The sequence below is a fragment of the Candidatus Thorarchaeota archaeon genome (genome assembly GCA_013388835.1).
GTDB lineage: Archaea > Asgardarchaeota > Thorarchaeia > Thorarchaeales > Thorarchaeaceae > JACAEL01.
Window position 1 is genome coordinate 25,082 of record JACAEL010000053.1, and the last position, 14,767, is coordinate 39,848.

Below are 14,767 nucleotides of genomic sequence, written 5' to 3' on the forward strand. Positions count from 1 at the left end.
AGGCGCCGAAATGCCAAGACGCGAGGTGCCTTACGTCATGAGACTACGGATTGAGATGCAGGCCAACGTACACAACCTCGGTTCAGCCAAGATACGTGATGGTAGACTCACATGGCATCTCTACACTGACATGGACAACCAGTACGTCGATGCCATCGATGTGTTCCCTCCGGCCAGAGTGTTCGAGAAGGCAGAGCGAAACATGGTGGCAGTGATCAAGGTCCCCGAACTGAGTCCCGGTGAGAGTTTCTCGCCCACTGTGATACTGAGGATGGACACAACAACCCGCGACTGGATGATTGAGCCACGCAGGGTGCCTGACCAGGTCAAGAAGAGGATTCGTGGCACCTTCAGTTCGATGCAGAAGTACTGGGAGATTGACAATCCGGCTGTTCAGGAGCTCTCACAGCGAATAGCCGAGAGCAGCAAGAGTGACGACCTGTACGCACGAATCGCTGCCAAGGCAGTCAGAGAACGAGTGAAGCTGAAGACACACTTGGAGGAACGACGCGGAGCTGCGCGAGCCGCCATTGAGAAAGAGGGTGACTGTGACGAACACGCAGACCTCTTCATCGCACTAACCCGAGCTGTTGGCATACCCTCAAGACGTGTGACCGGTCACATCTACAGAGGCGGGCCTGAGCCGGAACCTCATGCGTGGTGCGAGGTGTTTCTGGACTCGGTCGGCTGGGTCCCCGTTGACCCTGCCCTCGACCGGTTCGGCATGCTCACGGAACAGTATTTCTCCAGGATACGTGAGGGGCTCGTGTCTGAACGGCCGTCAATACAGCTGAAGTACACGCGCGTTCACAGCGAGTCAGTAGCCATCGAGGAGCATGTCCGAATGTCCGTCTTTTCGAACGGCTAGGTCTCCACATGGAGCCAGTTGTTCTCACTTCAACGTACGTTCATCAGTCGTGTGGGAAGAACAGAGTGGCGGCAACTTCAACGGTCAGATGCCCTCTATCTTCCCCATAGCCTCGAGCTTTACAAAGAGGTCTGAATTGAAGTGCCAGCTGGAATGGGTGTCGAACACACAACAGCGCACACTTGGCAGCAAAGGAGCATCCAGTGCGCTTCTGAGCGTTGACGCAAGATGATGAGTCATCATCTCACCATAGGCCGAGGCCTGAGGAAGTGCTCCAAGAAACCGCTCTTTCAGAGTTGTCATCGGACCGGGTTTGTACTCACACACCTGCACCTGACCATCCACCAGTCGCAGGAGATCAATGTGACCAGATATGTGGTATCGCTCCGACCACACAGGCACCTCAATCGCAATCGTGTTGGGGTCACGATACAGAAACTCCCTGAGGATTGAGTGGTCAGCCGAGTAGTTCAGTTCATTGCGCACACGATGGTACTCCCGCAAGTGCTGCACCAAGTCGCTCTCGACATCGGCAAGAACCGCATGCGCTTTCATCAGTCTATTGCGAAGTGCGGTCTTTGCAGCGGGCTTCATCTCGCACAGTCTTAGACCTGATGCTCGTGAGTACAGGGGGCTGGAAAAGACCTGTTCCGGCAGCTCTCCCCGGAGTACCTGTGTCAGGTGCGCCCACAACGAAGCGGAGTCCCCGGACTTGTTGCCAATCCTCTCATGGTTCTCACGATTCCACTGGAAAGCATACGCCGTCTTTCCGTGCGTGAAGTCTCTCTTCACAATGCCTGTCGACTCGGCCATGCCCGGTCACAACACATGGGTCTCCTGACCTTTTTAATTCAGCGTCGGGAGTATTGCTGAGGCCTCACCATGACATATGGATTCATGGTCTTCTGCCGCCTCAGGCCCATGACAGTGGAGGAAGTTGCCGCCCTGCGCGAAGTCTGAAGTTCGATACTCTCTCAGTCCTGCCCGACAAAGCGACCCTGGTGGGAGGATGATTGCATGCTTGGGGGACCAATGGAATGGTCTCATTCTGATTGAGACGGACAGTCCGCAGACCTTCTTCGAGTGGGGCCCGTCCTGAGGGACAAGACAAGGAAGCATGTTGAGAACACGAGGACTGTGATTGGCGTCAAAACACAATCGAAGTAGTGACTTGTCCAGAAGGGAGTCCGGAAGTCCCCCGGCGCTCATCTAAGTGCTCGGGGGAATGGACTCGTCTAGCTTCCCAGGGCAGCCTCTTCGAGCAGTGACACAATATAGTTGATGTCCTTCTCGATTATGCGGTCTGACTCTCCACGGTATATCAGGGCAGTCCCGGAGTCAGTATTGACGCTGGTTGTGAATGTTGCACCACTCGGGTATGGAAACTTCCCTCGGAATCTGGCGATGTGTCCTCCGAACTTGCGTTCGTAGAGGCCGACCTCTCCCTCTGCCTGGATAGCCTGACCCTTGAACTCTATCTGACTCAGGTTACCCTTGCTTAGCCCACTGACCAGTACCGAAGATATCTCCGTGGCCTGCGTGTAGATCTTCCTTGAGCCACCATTGAGGTTGAGTGGGGGAAGACGTACACGGTACTCTTGCAGAGGAATCGCCTGCCTCAGTGCTCTTCTGAACTCGCGTCCGAATCTTCTTGCGGTCCTTTCTGAACCCCGAACTTCGATTATCCCACGGTCTGTCTTGATCTTGACCTTGGCTGTGTCGACCACAATGTAGGTCTTCTTCACTAGCTCTCCTTCCGGACTGTAGGTCAGCAGGGAGACCGGGTACCTTGCCGCAAACTCGGCGTTGACCACACCATCGTTGGCCTTCCCCGGCGTCACTGATGTGAAGCCAGCCGTAATCTCAGTCTCGCTCTTGGGTGCATAGGGTATTGCCTTCAACATCGCCAGGATGTCCTTGGGGGGTGGAATCACTGAGGGGTCTTCTTCCCACCTCACCTCTGGTTTCATGGCGACCGTTGTGCTCTTGACCCTCGGTTCCATCACCTTCCTTCTCTCTACAATCAGCGTATAGAGCTTGATTGAGAGACTGGGTGAGGCGAGCTTGGGGTCCTTCGGTTTTGTCTTTGCATCAGTCTTGCTCTTGCTCACATTACCTCATCTCACTGGGTTGAGTCGGCGACGAGTCATTACCTCTGAGAGGTAACTGACCTTCGCTTCCTATGGAATGGAAGCGACAAAGTATAATATAAAGCAAACATAAAACGGAGAGAATACCGTCGTGATATGTGGGCATGTATCCCTGTGTGAATCAGTGTATCAAAGTGTGTCAGACTCGGTCGTAAGACCCAAGAACCGCGTCCGGAATTGGCGCCAATCTGATACAGATAGAGCGGTACCTCATTTTAGAAGCTGAAGGATCAGCTTGTGGATACGACACTCATCGCCTACGAACTTGGTGAACTTCCTTTTTCTTGCTTCACTGATGCACTCGGGGAGTTCAGCCAGTGACTTGCACGCGATGAGGTGTCCTCTCCTGGACATCTCTCCGATGAGTTGCGCCTGATGCCCCTCCATGAGCGTCTTGTTCTCAATCACGATCAGGGGGCGACCCTGTCTGACGCATTCCATCGTTGTGCCAGCGCCGCCGGTGCTGATAATGAGGTCTGCGTGCTGGTATGCCTTGTTCAGAGATGAGATGAACCGAAAGAACCGCATATTCCTTGGTTGATAGTGTCCACGTCCTATCTGAGCAACCACGGTATCAGAGACAATCCCTTCTCCGACAAGCCGGTCCATCTCCTCAATCAGAGGGTCGTAGTGCGATGTTCCAACGGTCACTAGTATCATAGGAGCTGCCCTCCATAGACTGCACCAGGAGTCCTCTTGGCCAGTTCCGGCCACTGGACAACAAACAGGGACACCTTGTTCAGCAGAAGTCGTCCGGTTATCGACAGAGACTCCACTCGAGACATACTCTCAATGAATACCGTCTTTGTCCCCAGTAGTCTTGCTGCATAGAAGACAGGCACTGTAAGCCCGGTCCCACAGCTCACAACAGCAATCGGTCTGAACACGACGAAGTAGGCAACTGACAGTAGAAATGTGACGAGGGTGCGAATCACAGCCATGGGCCTTGAGTCGGTAGGCAGTAGTCGAGGCGGCAAGACCGGCAGGACTCGTCCCGGCACCGTGATCTTCTTCGGAGTCAGTCGATCCAGAAGGCCAATCAGGTAGAGATACCGAAAACGAGCACCGAGGAGGGTGACGAGCGCGAACGTCTGGGCCGTGTGACCTCCCTGACCGAGGACGACTGCAATACGGTCTGACTGACTCATGGGCATGTCTGCCCTCAAGTGCCATATAGAGCTGTTCCTTGTGGGCGATACGGTCTTGTCCAATCGGCGATTACTTATACTCGGCATGGCACCCTCAGTGTGAGGTCTGCGTGTGACTTCTGTGGCAACCAACTCGGTTCACCCTCTGCATGCTGACATCGCTTCGATTGTCGGCGAGCCCAATGTGAGTGACAATCCCGTCATCATCTCTGCGTACAGCAGGGACGCGTGCCATTTGACAGCAGAACGACCAGCTATCGTCGTCATGCCACGGTCGGTGGAGGAAGTACAGGCAATAGTGAAGCTCTGTGCAGAGCGCGGCACGCCCATTGTGCCAGCGGGAGGACGGAATGGCATATGCGGCGCCTGCCTTCCGAGGACTGACAATGCGGTAATGCTAGATCTTGTCAAGATGGACCGGATTGTGAAGCTGGACGAGGATGTCATGACGGTCACTGTCGAGGCAGGTCTCCGATGGGCTGAGCTGATTCACAGACTTGACGAAAGGGGCTACAAGCTGGGCTTCAGGGGTCCCTACGGAGGGAATGTCGGCACAGTGGGAGGTTCGGTGAGCATAAACAGCATAGGCTATGCCGCATCCAAGTACGGACCGTCTCCGGAGAATTTCGTATCTCTTGAGGTTGTGCTTGCAGATGGACGAGTCCTTCGTACTGGAACGGGATGGAACCCTGACGCGCAGCTGTTCGGCAGGTATTCCACGTACAACGACCTCACAGGACTATTCCTCGGTGACCATGGAACGCTTGGAGTGAAGACAAAGGTCACGCTGAAGGTATATCCAAAGGCAACGCACATCACCTACGGGGACTTTGGTTTCAAGACATTGGAGAACGCAGTGGCCGCCTTCCATGAAGTGCAGAAGAGAGGTCTCACGGAGGAGTTGAACCTCCTCGCGGACCGACAGTCGACGGACACGTTCTTCCCGGGCTTCCTAGACAGCCACCCGGAGATACACTCGATGTTCGCCTCGATTGTGCAAGAGACCGATGAAGTGTTGGCCAAGAGGAAGATGGAGATCATACGAGAGATAGCGTTCGCGCATGGAGGCAAGGACCTGGGCAACTTCGCTTCACAGATGCACTGGCGCGAGCTGTTCAATCTCGTGCAGCCACTGTATAACAATGGCTTCTGGTTGAACACATGTCATCTCCGACCAATCCCCACAATTCCCAAGCTGATGAAGGGTGTCTGGGCCATCTTCGAGAGACACAAGCTCCTCAAGAATGGCATCAAGTGGATTGCCAGCTGCTTGGGCTCAGAGAGGACATATGCCACAGGATGGGTCACCATATTCGTGCCCACGAAAGACAAGATGGACCTGGGACTCAGGGCATGGAATGAGATGCTTGACACTGTGATTGCAACCGGCGGTTGTCCCTACTGGAATGGGCTCCTGTGGGAGAAACGCGCACTGGCCAAGACCCGGTCTGAGTTCATGGATACCTACTGGGCGGTCAAGAAGGCGCTGGACCCCAGGGGTGTGTTCAGTCCTATGGTCTTCACCGGAGGTGACTGATGTGGAACTCAAGAACCTTGCCAAGTATCAGGAGGAGCTGTTTCTCTGCGGCAGGTGCGGTGACTGCTCTCTGGCAGACAAGACAGTCGCATCGGACCGCGATGTCTTCCATCCGTGTGCGGTCAAGAATGTCCTGGGATTCGAGGCCTATGCCTCCCGCGGAAGAATCATGGTCATGAACGACCTGCTCAGCGGAGACCTTGAGATCAACCAAGACGTGGTCGATTGGGCATACACATGTACCACATGCAAGAACTGCCAGGAGACATGTACAGCCACTGCTGAAGGCATCCATCTTCCTGACATGATTGAAGCGCTCAGAAAGGACCTTGTTCTCAATGGATTCGAAATGCCGAAGCACGTCGAGGTCGAGCAGTCGGTCATCAACTATGCGAATCCGTACAAGGAGCCAGCAGAGTCTCGCCTCAGTCTGTTTGGCGACCGGGTGTGGCCAGAGACCGCTGAGGTAGTCTACTTCGTCGGGTGCACGAGCGCATATCGAGAACAGGAGATCGCCCGGACCACCGTGGACCTTCTCACCAAGATAGGGGTTGACTTCACAGTACTGCCCGATGAGAGGTGCTGCGGTTCGGTTCTTCTCCGGCTGGGTCGTACCAAGTCATTCGCAGCGCTCACGGAACACAACATAGCAGCGGTGAAACGGGCCGGGGCCAAGAAGCTTGTCACGGCATGTGCAGGCTGCTTCAGGACCTGGAAGGTCGATGTGAAGAAGCAGGGCTATGACTATCCCTTTGAAGTGTTGCACATTACCGAGTACCTCGACCAGCTCATCCAGGAAGGTAGGGCCTCATTTGCGTCAGATGTTCCTCTGAGAGTCACCTATCATGACCCATGCCACTTGGGTCGTCATGCTGAAGTCTACGAGGCTCCTAGGAGGGTCATTCAGTCCGTCGGCAACGTGCAGCTCGTCGAGATGGAGACGAACAAGAGATACGCTCACTGCTGTGGGGCTGGAGGCGGGGTGAAGAACAGTCATGGCCGCCTGTCCGAACAGATTGCATCGGACAGAATCGCAGAGGCGGAAGCGACAGGTGCTACGGTCCTTGTCACCGCATGTCCCTTCTGTCATCGCGGCTTGACCGACGGTGCAAAGCTGAAGAAGAGTTCGCTTACCATCCTGGACCTGCCCACCTTTCTGCTGCCATCCTACAAGGGGGCTGGGACACGACACTCTGCCACGGCGAGCACACTCAAGAGCACTTTCATGGAGTACTTGAGACAACATCCGAGGATCTTTGAAGGTCTGAAGAAGGAAGCGGTCATCGACTATGAAGTCGAGGGAGAGAGGTTCCATGTGCTTGTGACTGGAAAGAACACCATAGAGGTCGTCCCAGTCAGAGCAGAGAATCCCGATGTTGAGCTCACCTTCTCACCGGGGGCAGTGCGTAAGCTCGTGGCCTTCGAAAGAGAGGACGACTATGCTCACCAGTTCGGTCTGTTCTTCAAGGAGCCAACCCATGACGAATGGATTCGGTTCGTCCTCCGCCTCAACATAGTCAAACTACTGATGAAGGGCTACAGGAGGTTCGCACAGAAGGCTGGGCTCATCTAGTGCTCTCGCATGGGACACGGCAGTCTCCTGTCCAGATGCACGGGAACACCATGTTGTCTGTGCAGACTGCGACTCCAACTGCCGATTCCTACGGAGGCCGGATATGCCTAGGTGTGCAGGGTTGGCAGCTGCTGCCGCGAGTTTGGACAGTCTTGTACATACGCAGTGTGATGCATGTGTGTGTCTGCGCGGTCACACTACTCCCGGGGTCTGCTCGACAGTTGACGAGTCGTCAAGGTGTGCTCCTTCACAGTGCCGCCCCTTGACGGACCACGTTGGCATCGCGTGCATGTCCAACCTTGTCCAACCAAGAGTGAACGGTGTTGGGCTTATATGTCCGAATGTAGACGTCCTGAGCCGAGGTCGTCTTGGTAGCACTCGACAGCCCTCAGGAAGTGAGCCTGGTGTCGCCCCACGAGATTGACCCCGAGTCCCGTGCTTCACTTGTGGAGCTGGTGACAATCGGAACATCAGGGTAGGGATCTTGGCAGGGCTCACTACTGCTGGCGCTGCCATCAGTGTGTGTTGCGACTCATGGAGAATGATCCTATGATATGGGATGTTGACAATGTGTTGGTGCTGTCGGCGCACACCGATGACATGGAGGTTGGCGCGGGTGCGACAGTGAGGCGTCTTGTGGAGAGCGGAGCCAAAGTGAAGTCACTGGTCTTCAGCGACTGCAAGAAGAGCGTTGATATCAGCAAGTACCCTTTGGATGTGCTGAGGACAGAGTGCCGGGCCGCCGCAGACCATATTGGAATCAAGGACCTGACTATCCTGGAGTTGCCTGTCCGTGATTTTCCCAACCACAGGCAGGAGATACTAGAAACCATCTATGCACTGCGTAAGAAAGACGATTTCGACCTTGTCCTGACTTTGTGGACCGGGGACCTGCATCAAGACCATAAGGTCGTGGCCGAAGAGACGTTCCGGGCCTTCATGAGAACCGACGTCTCTGTGCTGTCTTACGAAGTGGCTGGCAGCAGCCCCGGATTTGTTCCACAGGTCTTCTTTCCTCTCGCTGAGGATGATGTGGAGAGGAAGATGGAGATGCTCAGCCTCTATCGATCGCAGGTCGAACGAAGAGGGTACTTCACAATCAACGCTGTGAGGTCCGTGATGGGATACCATGGGCATCACTGCGGCGCGCCATATGCAGAAGCATTCTCACTACACCGAGGGGTTGTCTGTGGCTTTGGGCGGAAGGCGCATCACAGTTAGACTTGTGGGTCGAACGCTCTTGTCGTCCTCTTGCGGTCTGTTCGGTGCGCCTGACTGTCTGTGACGGGCTACAGGAGTAATCGCATTCTGAGAACCCGTCGTCAGTTCCACTTCGTCAGACATCTACGATGCTAGTGCGGGGCGAGACCTCTTCAGTGGAGTACCCAGCAGTTCGGATAGTTGGGTCGTATACACAGACGTACACATGAATCCGCCACGCCATGTCTCTCGTGAGGCGGGCGCGCATCAGTTGGAGTCGTGCTCTCCCGCACAAGGTTATTATCTTGCAGAAGCCCGAACGACCACGTGGAAAAACCATGAGAGTCCGGTCAAAGAGAGCCTTGGTGCTCTCACCACATACCGATGATGCTGTCCTCGGAGCAGGCATTCTGTTGCACAGACTGAGTGCACAGGGTTGCAGGGTCACCTATCTCGCCTTCACAAGCTGCAATGACACTCTGGTAGGCACTGAGTTTCCCGAGGGTGAGATCGAACGGGAAGACAGGAACGCATTGAAGCTGCTTGGCATAGATGATGTACACTACCTTGAGTACAAGAACAAACATCTGGAGGCTCACAGGCAGGAGATTCTTGATAAGATGTACACCTTTCGTGCGGACAACGACATGGACCTAGTGATTGCGCCGCATGCGGGCGACTTCCATCAGGACCATCAGACCATTGGAAGAGAGGCACTCAGGATGTCGACTCGGCATGGAGTGACTGTATTGCAGTACCCGGTCATAGGCACCTCAAAGGACTTCAACCCGAATCTCTTTGTCCCCGTGTCTGAAGAGGAGGCACGTCTGAAGATGCGTGCCATCTCATGCTACAAGACTCAGTTCAGGCTGAGGAAGAACTGGTTTGACCTCGACCTCTTCTGGTCGGAGCTGAAGACGAATGGAGTGTACATCGACACCAAGTATGCAGAGGCCTTTGTACAGGTCAAGGGCACATGGATCCTGGAATAGAATGCAGTGTGCTAAGAGGACTGACTATGAAGATGACCTGGACCGAAGAAATGCGCATTGACTTCCACCGGTACTGCGCCTTCTGCACCGGGTCGTGTAGCTCGCCGGGCCCGGTGTCTGCAGAGTATGTCCTTGTTACCAATGTGTGGAACGAGTCTGGCAGAGTGTCCAAGGCATTTCAGAGCGTTCTTGGTCAGACGAAGCGGCCCAGGGTCTGGTTATGGATGGAAGATGGGTCAACAGACGACACCTTCCAACAGATAGAGCGTGAAGCGAGAGCGCACCCTGAGCTGGAGGTGTGGATTGAACGGATGCCCAAGAAGAAGAAGGGCAACTTCTACAAACTCGGCAAGACTCACGAAGCAATCATGGGCCGAGTACGCGATCGGATAGACCGTCTGGGAGTACAGTACTTCGCCATCTTGGATGTTGATACCACACCGTGTCCAAATTACTTTGCAAGGATGTGTCACATCTTGGAGTCCAGACCACAACTCGGCGCAGTGTCTGGCTATCCGATTGGAGAGTGGGCTCTTAGAGTTGCGGCCCAGCCGATGAACACGGGCAAGGTGGTGAGGTGGAGCGTGGTCCGGCAGACACACGAGTACTGGGACTTCTGTCCCGACACCTTCTACAACATCAAGGCATTAGCCATGGGCTTTGACGTGGACGTGCTTTGCGTGCCTGTCCTTCAAGACCGCCCAAGCACCAACACGACTCCTGAAGGTGTGTTGCGACTCGGTCGCGTTTCCTACTATGGTGGCAGGACCTTCTGGGGTATAGTCACTAGGGCGCTTCGGCGAGTGGTCACGCGACAACACGGGACGCAGCTCCTGCGTGGCTACTTCATGGAGTGGAAACGGGGGACCTGGAAATGTTACGACCCGGACGTCAGGAGGTTCTTCAGAGAAGGTGGCAATCCGATATCGACTGTACTCGGTCTCATCCGAACTCGCATGAGGGGGAAAGGCTCCACACTGCGCTGATGTTGCGTCTGTGAGAATACAATCTGGTTGCGACATGTACATTGTTCAGCTCCAACGCCCGACAACTCTGCTAGATGGGCTTGGTCTGACTCCCAACGGAGCCAATCAATGCCTTCTTGTATATGTCCCACCGAGTCCGGCACAGGTATCCTCTCCACAGGGGCAACGAAGTCCTAGTGACTTCGTGACGTGATTCCTATGCATATTCGGACTCGGATGTCCATTCGGCAGCATGAGATTGTCTTGGTCGATGTCTTTGGCTGCCCGGTAGCGCAACATGTTCTGTCGCCTTTGTCCCATTGCTCATGTGAAGAGCGATGTATCACTGGGTATCTGACATGAACCTCTTCACGCGGTCTTTCATGACCAGCCGCCATACATCGTTGGGCATTGCATACACCCCTGCAACAGTCGTACCCTCCGGCACATCTCGAGTGACTACAGCGTTTATCAGGACACTCGCCCTGTCTCCGATTCTCAGACCATTTGACACAGTGGCCCCTATTCCGACCCAGCAGTTCTTGCCTATCACAGTGCTCCCACCTATGCAGCTGGACGCTGCTATCTGTGTGTCCTCTCCAATCTGTGCGTTGTGTCCGATGTGGACTAAGTTGTCAATCTTGACCCTGTCCCCAAGAACTGTGTTACCAAAACTGCCCCTGTCCACGCATGAACAGTTGCCGAACTCGACGTCGTCACCAAAGACCACACCGCCAAGATGTACCAGTCTGTGATTCCTGCCATCTTCGTCCCTGACTATCCTGAAGCCATCGCCTCCGATGCAGGCATTCGACTCTACTATGCACCTTCGACCCAATGTCGTTCGGTCTTGGATTGTTGCTGACGGCAGCACTTCCGTGTCATCGCCAATCCTCACGTCGCTGCCAATCACCACGTTGGGATGAATCACGACTCTGTCCCCCAAGACCACATTCTTTCCGAATCTTGCTGTTGAGCTGATGACGCACCCCTTCCCAGTAGCAGGCTTGTATTCTCCATCTGTGCACGAACGCAGGTCTCTATGAAACGAGTTGTGTATCTGAACGAATGCGGCTGTTGGGTCCTTTGTCTCCACATACACGTTACCCGGGATCCGTTGAGCCTGCGGCAGAATCTCATGGTACACCAGCACGTATGCAGATTCATTGGACACCAACTTGGCAAGGTATTTGTCCGACGCAAGATAGGCCACATGTCTTGCCTTCAGACTCTCGATAGCGCAAGTCCCTGCTGAATCGAGAGGCACTCCGTACTTCGCGAGCAGTTCTCTGGTAGACATATCAACCACAATGGTCTTGGTGTCCTCCCCTTTTGAAGCATCCGAGGCGTTGTTCGCACCCCTTGACTGCACATCCATTCTTCGCACCGCCACATTCAAAGCAGGCCGAGTCTTGATGCATATCGGTCCCCATGCGTGCTGTCGATGTGCACTGCCATTTGGAGTCCTCTGATTTCGATGGCGACAGAGCCATGGTCATTCGGAGAGCCGAAGAGTCAGGGATTCATGTCATTACCTCCGCAATAGACCCAAGAGACTATGACAAGGCTCTCGACATTGCTTCCGCCTACAATACGGTGTCGCTTGCAGTAGGTCTCGATCCTGAGTTGGTTGGACAGGGTGCTGACGCCCTTGAGTGGATTCGCCGCAACCGCAAGAGTCTGATTGCCATTGGAGAAACGGGTCTTGATCACTACCGCACAAGAGACCACTCTGTCAGAGCACTCCAAGAGGACCTGTTCAAGCAGTTCATCGCTGAGGCTACAGATGCTGGTCTCCCCATTCAGGTACATTCCAGGTCTGCAGGGGCCAAGGCTTTGGATGTGCTCTATCGGGCCGGTGCTGAAGCTGTACATATGCATGCCTTCGATGGACGGGCCGGTCTGGCCAGAACAGCCTCCTGCGAGCATGGCTACTACTTCTCAGTTCCCACATCTGTTGTGAGGTCGCCCCAGAAGAGGAAGCTGGTCGAGGCAGTGGACATTGAACACCTCCTTGTGGAAACAGACAGTCCGGTCTTGGGTGCCGACCCGACACGCAGGAACGAACCGTCTGATATTGACATCGCCATAGACGAGTGCGCGCGTATTCTGGGGCGACACAGAGATGAGATGCAGGACATCCTGCTTGAAAACACCCTGAGACTGTATCGAAGTCTAGTGTCGAAGAAGTCCACTTCTTAAGCATCCAGAGTCAGAGGCAGAGCGATACTGATGAACACGAATACCGAGGATGAGCTAAGAGCGATGGTGCAGCGGTCGACTGCTCAGGCGGCAAGAGCAGAGTGGCTAACCTCGCAGGAGTCTTCTGAAGCCCCCCTCTTTGACTACCGCTATGACCATGTCGCGCAGGTTGTTTCTGTTGCAAAGTACATCTCGGAGCGCGAAGGTGCGGACATCGACCTTGTCGTCCCTGCTGCATGGTTACATGACATATCCAAGCCAGCTATGGGAGGTGTGAAGGAACATGCAAAGGCCAGTGCAGAGATGTCCCGAGACATACTGACTAGGCTCGGATACAAGCAGGATACCACAGCTGCAATCTGCGACATCATCCAGAAGCATGAGGGTCTCACCCTCGGTGAGCCACTTGCCCCCCTCGAGGCGCAGATCCTTTGGGAGGCGGACAAGATAGTCAAGCTCGGCGTGACGGGGTTGTTCCACTATGTCTTGGCGGGGATCAAGCTGAGACCGGGCAGGTCGATATCCGACTGGTATCACGACCTTGTTGGCTTTCTGGGTCTTGCGGATCGAATTGCTGCTAGTATGCACACTACCACGGGACGAGAGCTTGCATACGAACGCCTCTCAGTCATCAGAGCGACTGTGGAAGCACTTGGGAAGGAGGTCTCACCCTGAAATGACTGAGCGACCGCAGCTCGATTCGCTACGCGTGGGCATATTGGCCATTGGCAACGAACTGCTCGACGGGCTGATACTTGACACCAACTCGAACTGGATGGAGAAGCAGCTCGCATCAGTGGGTGCTGAAACACTCCGAGTGGTGTCGGTACGAGATGATGTGAGTGAGATTGGCGAGGGGCTTCGCTTCCTGTTGAGCCGTTGCGACATTGTGATCACGACGGGCGGAATGGGTCCCACCCATGACGACAAGACGCTGCTTGCAGTGGCGACTGCCACAGACCGTGCCCTAGTCGAGGACCCGGCAGCTGTGGCAATTGTGAAGCGCCAGTACGCACAGCTGTTCAAACGAGGCATCGTGGACACTCCAGACTACACTGCAGCGCGGCGAAAGATGGCGTGCATTCCGGAGGGATCGAAGGCTCTGGACAATCAGGTGGGCGGGGCACCCGGAGTACAACTGTCAGTTGGCGATGCTACCGTGTTCTGTCTCCCCGGTGTGCCCCCTGAGCTGAAGTCCATATTCGAACACTCCGTGCTGCCATGGATTCGGGAGCGGGTTCGAGGAGTCTTCTTCGAGACCGTTGTCCAGTTCGCAACGAACGATGAGAGCCTGTTTGCGCCTCTGATTGATGTGGTCATGCGTGAGTGCCCCGGAGTATACATCAAGTCCATGCCTAGGCGGTATGAGCGGGGGAATGTCCTCAGGGTCTGGATGTCTGCCCGTGGCGCGTCTGCACAGGATGCTGAGCGGAAGGTGAATGAGGCAATCGGAAGACTGTCCGAGGTGTCAGGTCTGCCTGCCATGCCTGCGGGCGAGACATGATACGTATGCATCAATTGTGAGCTTCATTATCGTCTGCTTGTATGCATCTTGGATGGATGCCGATAAGTATATGCAGGGGGTGCACGTCGCCGCCCCATCGGAGAGTCTGCCGTGTGCAATTCCAATTCGCCATTGAAATGAATGACATAATCGTGTACTTCATAGCGCTTCTGTATGCCCTGCTCGTGCTCACTGTGGGTGATGTGGCACGGCGGAAGTTGCAGCTTGGTCCGAACTTCACGCGGAAGATAATACACCTCTTTGCGGGATTCGCCATCTGGAGTGTGCCATATTACCCGCACCCGTGGGTCGCGGTCTTTGTGGCACTCACGTTTGTCATCATGCTGGTCTTGGCCAACAGCGAGCGATTCGGCAGGTTCTTTGCCGCAATGGCAAGACCTGAAGATCTCGAGAGTGGTAGTGTACGTGGCCCGCTCTGGTATGCTGTTTCAATCACGACATTGACAGCACTCTTCACCTTCACTGGATATGAACGGCTGTACTTCCTGCCTGCAGCGGCAATACACATGATGATGCTTGGCGACGGAATGTCTGCACCGATTGGAATGAGGTACGGCAGGAACCACACCAAAGTGATCTTCGGTTCCACCAGGTCCCTGCATGGGTG

The 14,767-nt window shown here is 54.8% G+C and carries 15 protein-coding genes; 10 read left to right on the forward strand and 5 right to left on the reverse strand.

The genetic code is table 11. The annotated features are described in order from the left end of the window. Nucleotides 1–10: 10 nt before the first annotated feature. On the forward strand, nt 11–868 hold the full coding sequence (locus tag HXY34_09130) for a transglutaminase domain-containing protein (protein NWF96293.1): 858 nt from the start codon (nt 11–13) through the stop codon (nt 866–868). 84 nt (nt 869–952) lie between these two features. Here HXY34_09130 and HXY34_09135 read toward each other — a convergent pair whose 3' ends face one another. The 4 genes from HXY34_09135 to HXY34_09150 all read right to left on the reverse strand — a co-directional run bounded on the left by HXY34_09135 (nt 953) and on the right by HXY34_09150 (nt 4,166). Next, the gene (locus HXY34_09135) at nt 953–1,681 is read right to left on the reverse strand and encodes a hypothetical protein (protein ID NWF96294.1); all 729 of its coding nucleotides are present in this window, start codon (nt 1,679–1,681) and stop codon (nt 953–955) included. A 422-nt stretch (nt 1,682–2,103) separates the two neighbouring features. Then, entirely contained in the window at nt 2,104–2,979 is an 876-nt protein-coding gene (locus tag HXY34_09140; protein NWF96295.1) for a hypothetical protein, read from the reverse strand. A 249-nt stretch (nt 2,980–3,228) separates the two neighbouring features. Beyond that, complete coding sequence (locus HXY34_09145; GenBank protein ID NWF96296.1) at nt 3,229–3,678, reverse strand: hypothetical protein; 450 nt, start codon at nt 3,676–3,678, stop codon at nt 3,229–3,231. After that, entirely contained in the window at nt 3,675–4,166 is a 492-nt protein-coding gene (locus HXY34_09150; protein ID NWF96297.1) for a hypothetical protein, read from the reverse strand. The genes HXY34_09145 and HXY34_09150 overlap by 4 nt, the downstream gene beginning before the upstream one ends. A 121-nt stretch (nt 4,167–4,287) precedes the next feature. Here HXY34_09150 and HXY34_09155 point away from each other — a divergent pair, with 121 nt between their 5' ends. The 5 genes from HXY34_09155 (at nt 4,288) to HXY34_09175 (ending at nt 10,454) form a co-directional block, all read left to right on the forward strand. Next, on the forward strand, nt 4,288–5,703 hold the full coding sequence (locus HXY34_09155; protein ID NWF96298.1) for an FAD-binding oxidoreductase: 1,416 nt from the start codon (nt 4,288–4,290) through the stop codon (nt 5,701–5,703). Between the two features lies 1 nt (nt 5,704). Continuing rightward, the gene (locus tag HXY34_09160; GenBank protein NWF96299.1) at nt 5,705–7,276 is read left to right on the forward strand and encodes a (Fe-S)-binding protein; all 1,572 of its coding nucleotides are present in this window, start codon (nt 5,705–5,707) and stop codon (nt 7,274–7,276) included. Between the two features lie 534 nt (nt 7,277–7,810). After that, entirely contained in the window at nt 7,811–8,497 is a 687-nt protein-coding gene (locus HXY34_09165; GenBank protein ID NWF96300.1) for a PIG-L family deacetylase, read from the forward strand. 317 nt (nt 8,498–8,814) lie between these two features. Beyond that, nucleotides 8,815–9,468, forward strand: coding sequence for a PIG-L family deacetylase (locus HXY34_09170; protein ID NWF96301.1), 654 nt, complete (start codon nt 8,815–8,817; stop codon nt 9,466–9,468). Nucleotides 9,469–9,494: 26 nt separating this feature from the next. Then, nucleotides 9,495–10,454: a hypothetical protein gene (locus HXY34_09175; protein NWF96302.1), complete on the forward strand. Its 960-nt coding sequence runs from the start codon at nt 9,495–9,497 to the stop codon at nt 10,452–10,454. A gap of 322 nt (nt 10,455–10,776) precedes the next feature. Here HXY34_09175 and HXY34_09180 read toward each other — a convergent pair whose 3' ends face one another. Beyond that, nucleotides 10,777–11,811, reverse strand: a complete 1,035-nt coding sequence (locus HXY34_09180) for a UDP-3-O-(3-hydroxymyristoyl)glucosamine N-acyltransferase (protein ID NWF96303.1) — start codon at nt 11,809–11,811, stop codon at nt 10,777–10,779. Nucleotides 11,812–11,891: 80 nt separating this feature from the next. Between HXY34_09180 and HXY34_09185 the strand changes: the two genes are divergently transcribed. The 4 genes from HXY34_09185 to HXY34_09200 form a co-directional block, all read left to right on the forward strand. Beyond that, a complete protein-coding gene (locus HXY34_09185; protein ID NWF96304.1) occupies nt 11,892–12,635 on the forward strand; it encodes a TatD family hydrolase in 744 nt (247 codons plus the stop codon). A 30-nt stretch (nt 12,636–12,665) separates the two neighbouring features. Continuing rightward, the gene (locus tag HXY34_09190) at nt 12,666–13,310 is read left to right on the forward strand and encodes an HD domain-containing protein (GenBank protein NWF96305.1); all 645 of its coding nucleotides are present in this window, start codon (nt 12,666–12,668) and stop codon (nt 13,308–13,310) included. A gap of 1 nt (nt 13,311) precedes the next feature. Then, nucleotides 13,312–14,139: a competence/damage-inducible protein A gene (locus tag HXY34_09195; protein ID NWF96306.1), complete on the forward strand. Its 828-nt coding sequence runs from the start codon at nt 13,312–13,314 to the stop codon at nt 14,137–14,139. A gap of 113 nt (nt 14,140–14,252) precedes the next feature. Continuing rightward, the coding region (locus HXY34_09200; protein ID NWF96307.1) for a hypothetical protein at nt 14,253–14,767 on the forward strand (515 nt) is incomplete at its 3' end.

What these genes read in the sequence shown, in the direction of transcription:
- HXY34_09130 (NWF96293.1), top strand. Translation starts at nt 11, where the DNA reads ATGCCAAGACGCGAGGTGCCTTACGTCATGAGACTACGGATTGAGATG.
- HXY34_09135 (NWF96294.1), bottom strand. Translation starts at nt 1,681, where the DNA reads ATGGCCGAGTCGACAGGCATTGTGAAGAGAGACTTCACGCACGGAAAG.
- HXY34_09145 (NWF96296.1), bottom strand. Translation starts at nt 3,678, where the DNA reads ATGATACTAGTGACCGTTGGAACATCGCACTACGACCCTCTGATTGAG.
- HXY34_09150 (NWF96297.1), bottom strand. Translation starts at nt 4,166, where the DNA reads ATGAGTCAGTCAGACCGTATTGCAGTCGTCCTCGGTCAGGGAGGTCAC.
- HXY34_09165 (NWF96300.1), top strand. Translation starts at nt 7,811, where the DNA reads ATGGAGAATGATCCTATGATATGGGATGTTGACAATGTGTTGGTGCTG.
- HXY34_09170 (NWF96301.1), top strand. Translation starts at nt 8,815, where the DNA reads ATGAGAGTCCGGTCAAAGAGAGCCTTGGTGCTCTCACCACATACCGAT.
- HXY34_09175 (NWF96302.1), top strand. Translation starts at nt 9,495, where the DNA reads ATGAAGATGACCTGGACCGAAGAAATGCGCATTGACTTCCACCGGTAC.
- HXY34_09180 (NWF96303.1), bottom strand. Translation starts at nt 11,811, where the DNA reads ATGGATGTGCAGTCAAGGGGTGCGAACAACGCCTCGGATGCTTCAAAA.
- HXY34_09190 (NWF96305.1), top strand. Translation starts at nt 12,666, where the DNA reads ATGAACACGAATACCGAGGATGAGCTAAGAGCGATGGTGCAGCGGTCG.
- HXY34_09195 (NWF96306.1), top strand. Translation starts at nt 13,312, where the DNA reads ATGACTGAGCGACCGCAGCTCGATTCGCTACGCGTGGGCATATTGGCC.